Consider the following 623-nt stretch of genomic DNA (forward strand, 5'->3'; position numbering starts at 1 on the left):
TACATACATTCCAGCATCTTTATTGAATTGGAACTCATCTTCTTTTTTTCTAAATCCTTGCGTTACAGAAGGATTTAACTTTGCTACAAGTTTTATATTATTTCTATTTGCAAACTCAATATTACCCTTTTCTGAATAAGCAGAATCACCAATTATTGTTTTAACTTTTATTCCGGCTTTCTGACTTTTAGTGATTAATGTTTCTAATTCTTTACCATCGTTTTTTTCTCCAGTAGTAATAGTTGCAGCAGTTATTATTCTTTCTTCTGTCATTGCAATATGTGTTTTATAACCAAAGAAAGATGTGTCAACAGACTTATGACCAATTCTTGCATCCGCATCAGCGCAAGCTTGAATATGATGAATATCATCTTCTAATGTTTCATTTAACATATTTAATTTTTCCATAACCTTTGGATAAGCTGCAATAACATCATTCTTTTCTATAGCTTTAACTAAGTCCTGACAATATTTAATTTCAGCATCTAAATTATCAATTGTATTTTTAGCTGGTAAAGTATTTTTAATATTCTCATCTATTTCATAAACTGATTTTCTTAATTTCTTAGAACGTTCTTGTAACACTTCACGTGGTGATTTTTGACTATATCTTGCTGCCGTAT

At 29.4% G+C, this 623-nt stretch carries 1 protein-coding gene; it reads right to left on the reverse strand.

Annotation, left to right across the window (positions count from 1 at the left end):
• On the reverse strand, nt 1-623 hold a 623-nt coding region (locus tag H8R92_RS13055; protein ID WP_186835678.1), incomplete at both ends, for a transposase.

The sequence above is a fragment of the Clostridium lentum genome (genome assembly GCF_014287815.1).
GTDB classification, from domain to species: Bacteria; Bacillota; Clostridia; order Clostridiales; family Clostridiaceae; genus Clostridium; species Clostridium lentum.